Source organism: Streptomyces phaeochromogenes (assembly GCF_001418655.1).
Taxonomy (GTDB): Bacteria; Actinomycetota; Actinomycetes; order Streptomycetales; family Streptomycetaceae; genus Streptomyces; species Streptomyces phaeochromogenes.
In genome coordinates, this window is sequence record NZ_LIQZ01000558.1 from 1 (window position 1) to 4445 (window position 4445).

General features: G+C 69.7%; 3 protein-coding genes. All 3 read right to left on the bottom strand.

Features of this window, described 5'->3' with window-relative positions; genetic code table 11:
* Nucleotides 1-69: 69 nt before the first annotated feature.
* Nucleotides 70-2265 carry a 3-hydroxyacyl-CoA dehydrogenase NAD-binding domain-containing protein gene (locus AOK17_RS45690; protein WP_055618559.1) on the bottom strand — a complete coding sequence of 732 codons (2196 nt, stop codon included), beginning with the start codon at nt 2263-2265 and terminating at the stop codon, nt 70-72.
* 40 nt (nt 2266-2305) lie between these two features.
* A complete protein-coding gene (locus AOK17_RS45695; protein WP_055618560.1) occupies nt 2306-3520 on the bottom strand; it encodes an acetyl-CoA C-acetyltransferase in 1215 nt (404 codons plus the stop codon).
* A gap of 40 nt (nt 3521-3560) precedes the next feature.
* A partial coding sequence (locus AOK17_RS45700) for an acyl-CoA dehydrogenase family protein (RefSeq protein ID WP_055618561.1) occupies nt 3561-4445 on the bottom strand: 885 nt, incomplete at its 5' end.

Sequence of the window (4445 nt, forward strand, 5' to 3'; positions counted from 1 at the left end):
CTGGGGCGCAGCCCCAGGGGACGGGACGGGTAGGGGCGGCGGGGGCGAAGAAAACCCGGCGTCAAACCCTCACGCGTCCCCGAATCGCTCCCCCTTCTCCGCCTTCTCCACGAGCAGCGCGGGAGGCGTGAACCGCTCCCCGTACCGCTCGGAGAGCTCACGCGCACGGGCCACGAAGCCCGGCAGCCCGCCCTCGTACCCGTTGATGTACTGAAGGACGCCCCCCGTCCAGCCGGGGAACCCGATCCCGAAGATGGAGCCGATGTTGGCGTCGGCGACGGACGTGAGGACGCCCTCCTCCAGGAGCCGGACGGTGTCCAGCGCCTCGGAGAACAGCATGCGCTCCTGCATGTCCCGGAAGGGAATCTCCGCCTCGGCGGCCCCCGCGCGTGTGAAGTGCTCGCGCAGCCCGGGCCACAGTCCGGCGCGCCTGCCGTCGTCCCCGTACTCGTAGAAGCCGGCGCCGCCGCTGCGCCCGGGCCGGCCGAACTCGTCGACCATGCGGTCGATGACCGCGTCCGCGGGGTGCTCCGTCCAGGTGCCGCCCGCCTCCTCGACGGCCCGCTTGGACTCGGCGCGGATCTTGCGCGGCAGGGTGAGGGTCAGCTCGTCCATCAGGGAGAGGACCTTGGCGGGGTAGCCGGCCTGGGCGGCGGCCTGCTCGACGGAGGCGGGCTCGATGCCCTCACCGACCATGGCCACGCCCTCGTTGATGAAGTGCCCGATGACGCGGGAGGTGAAGAAGCCGCGCGAGTCGTTGACGACGATCGGGGTCTTCCTGATCTGCCGTACGAGGTCGAAGGCGCGGGCGAGTGCCTCGTCCCCGGTGCGCTCGCCCTTGATGATCTCGACGAGCGGCATCTTGTCGACGGGCGAGAAGAAGTGCAGTCCGACGAAGTCGACCTGTCGCTCGACGCCTTCGGCGAGGGCCGTGATCGGCAGGGTCGAGGTGTTGGAGCAGAGCAGCGCGTCCGGTTCGACGATGTGCTGGATCTCCTGGAACACCTTGTGCTTGAGCGCGGAGTCCTCGAAGACGGCCTCGATTACGGCGTCGCAGCCCGCCACGTCCTGAGGGTCGGCGGTCGGCGTGATGCGGGCGAGCAGCACGTCCGCCTTCTCCTGGGTCGTACGGCCCCGGGAGACGGCCTTGGCGCAGAGCTTCTCGGAGTAGCTCTTGCCCTTTGCGGCCGATTCCGCCGACACGTCCTTCAGGACGACGTCGATGCCCGCGCGGGCGCAGGAGTACGCGATGCCGGCGCCCATCATCCCGGCGCCCAGGACGGCGACCCTGCGGACCGGGCGGGGCTCGATGCCCTTGGGGCGGTTGGCTCCGGAGTTGACGGCCTGGAGGTCGAAGAAGAAGGCCTGGATCATGTTCTTGGAGGTCTGGCCCGCGGCCAGCTCCACGAAGTAGCGCGCCTCGATGACCTGCGCGGTCTCGAAGTCGACCTGTGAGCCCTCGACGGCCGCCGCGAGGATGTTGCGCGGCGCCGGGTAGGGCGCGCCGTTCGTCTGCTTGCGCAGGTTGGCCGGGAAGGCGGGCAGGTTGGCCGCGAACTTCGGGTTGGACGGGGTGCCGCCCGGGATGCGGTAGCCGGGCTTGTCCCAGGGCTGGCGCGACTCGGGGTTGGCGTCGATGAAGGCGCGGGCCTTGGCGAGCATCTCCTCGCGGGTGGCCGCCACTTCGTGGACGAGGCCGTTCTCCAGAGCGCGCTGCGGGCTGTACTGGGTGCCCTGGAGGAGCACCTTCAGGAGCGCGTCGGCGATACCGAGGAGGCGTACGGTCCTGACGACGCCACCGCCTCCGGGCAGCAGGCCGAGCGTGACCTCGGGGCAGCCGATCTTGGAGCCGGGCGCGTCGAGGGCGACGCGGTGGTGGCAGGCCAGCGCGATCTCGTAGCCGCCGCCCAGGGCCGCGCCGTTCATGGCGGCGACGACGGGCTTGCCGAGCGTCTCGATGCGGCGGAGGTCGCGCTTGATGGCGAGCCCTCCGTCGAGGAGCTGCTGGGCGGTCTCGGGGGTGACGCGGATGAGGTCGCGCAGGTCACCGCCCGCGAAGAAGGTCTTCTTGGCGGAGGTGAAGACGATGCCTCGGATGGAGTCGGGGTCGGCCTGGACCGCCGCCTCCAGACGGTCGGTGATCACGGTGAGCGAGTCGCGGAACGCCTGGTTCATGGTGTTCGCGGACTGGTCGGGATCGTCGAGGACCAGGGTGACGATGCCGGTCTCGTCCTGTTCCCAGCGGATGGTGGTGCTCTCGGTCATGAGGGGGTTCTCCGTAGAAGTCCGTTGGTCCACTGGGGAGTCAGATGCGCTCGACGATCGTGGCGATGCCCATGCCGCCGCCGACGCAGAGCGTGGCGAGGCCGAACCGCTTGTCCTGGCGCTCCAGTTCGTCGACGAGCGTGCCGAGGATCATCGCGCCGGTGGCGCCGAGCGGGTGGCCGAGGGCGATCGCGCCGCCGTTCACGTTGACCTTGTCCAGGGACAGGCCCATGTCCTTCACGAAGCGCAGGACGACCGCGGCGAAGGCCTCGTTGATCTCGACGAGGTCGATGTCGTCGATGGTCAACCCGGCCTTGGCGAGCGCCTTGCGGGTGGCGGGCGCGGGCCCGGTCAGCATGATGGTCGGCTCGGAGCCGGAGACGGCCGCGGAGACGATCCGCGCGCGCGGGGTGATCCCGTAGCGCTCGCCGACCTCCTTCGAGCCGACGGCGACCAGCGAGGCGCCGTCCACGATGCCGGAGGAGTTGCCCGCGTGGTGGACGTGGTCGATCTTCTCCACCCAGTGGTACTTCTGCAGCGCCACGGCGTCGAAGCCGCCCAGGTCGCCGATGTCGGCGAACGACGCCTTGAGTTTGGCCAGCGAGTCGGCGGTGGTGCCGGGGCGCAGGTGCTCGTCGTGGTCGAGGACGACGAGTCCGTTGCGGTCCTTCACGGGGACGACGGACTTCTCGAAGCGGCCGTCCTTCCAGGCTGCGGCGGCGCGCTCCTGGGACAGCGCCGCGTACTCGTCGACGTCCCGGCGCGAGAAGCCCTCGATGGTGGCGATGAGGTCGGCGCCGATGCCCTGCGGTACGAAGTTGGTGGCGATGTTGGTCATCGGGTCGGCGAACCAGGCGCCGCCGTCGGAGGCCATCGGCACCCGGGACATCGACTCGACGCCACCCGCGAGGACGAGGTCCTCCCAGCCCGAACGGACCTTCATCGCGGCGAGGTTGACGGCTTCCAGGCCCGACGCACAGAAGCGGTTCTCCTGTACGCCGGCCACGGTGTCGGGCAGTCCGGCGGCGATGGCGGAGATCCGGGCGATGTCGGAGCCCTGGTCGCCGACGGGTCCGACGACACCGAGCACGATGTCGTCGATGGCGGCCGGGTCGAGCCCCGGGAAGCGGGCCTGGATCTCGTGGATGAGCCCGACGACCAGGTCGACGGGCTTGGTGCCGTGCAGGGCGCCGTTCGCCTTGCCGCGCCCGCGCGGGGTGCGGATCGCGTCGTACACGTACGCTTCGGTGGTCACGCGTGAGCCTTTCAAGGAGAGCCCGCGAGGGCCTGGAGGGTCAGCCGAGCAGGGAGCGGCCGATGATCTCCTTCATGATCTCGGTCGTCCCGCCGTAGATGGTCTGGATGCGGCCGTCGGTGAAGGCCCTGGCGACGCGGTACTCCGTCATGTAGCCGTAGCCGCCGTGCAGTTGGAGACAGCGGTCCGCGACGCGCTTCTGCAGCTCGGTGGCCCACCACTTGGCCATCGAGGCGTGCACCGCGTCGAGTTCGCCGTTCGCGTGGTCCTCTGTGCAACGGTCGACGAACGTCCTGGTGACGGCGCACTCGGTGGCCATCTCGGCTATCTCGAAGCGGATGTGCTGGAGCCGGGAGAGGGGACGTCCGAAGGCCTCGCGCTCCTTGACGTACTCGGTGGTGATCTCCAGCAGGTACTCGGCGGCGGCGATCCCGGCGACGGCGATGTTCAGCCGCTCCTGCGCGAGGTTCGTCATCAGGTGCACGAAGGCGCCATTGAGCTCGCCGAGGAGGTTCTCCTTGGGGACGCGTACGTCGTGGAAGAACAACTCGGCGGTGTCCTGGGCCTTCTGCCCGATCTTGTCGAGATTGCGCCCGCGCTCGAAGCCCTCCATGCCGCGCTCGACGACGAGCAGGGAGAGCCCCTTGGCGCCTCCCTCGGGGGTCGTCTTCGCGACGACGATCACCAGGTCGGCCAGGATCCCGTTCGAGATGAAGGTCTTGGAGCCGTTGAGCAGCCAGTGGTCGCCCCGGTCCTCGGCGCGCGTCTTGATGCCCTGGAGGTCCGATCCGGCGCCGGGCTCGGTCATGGCGATGGCGGTGATCAGTGAGCCGTCGCAGAAACCGGGCAGCCAGCGCCGCTTCTGCTCCTCGGTGGCGAGGCCCGTCAGATACGGCCCGATGATGTCGTTGTGCAGCCCGAGCGC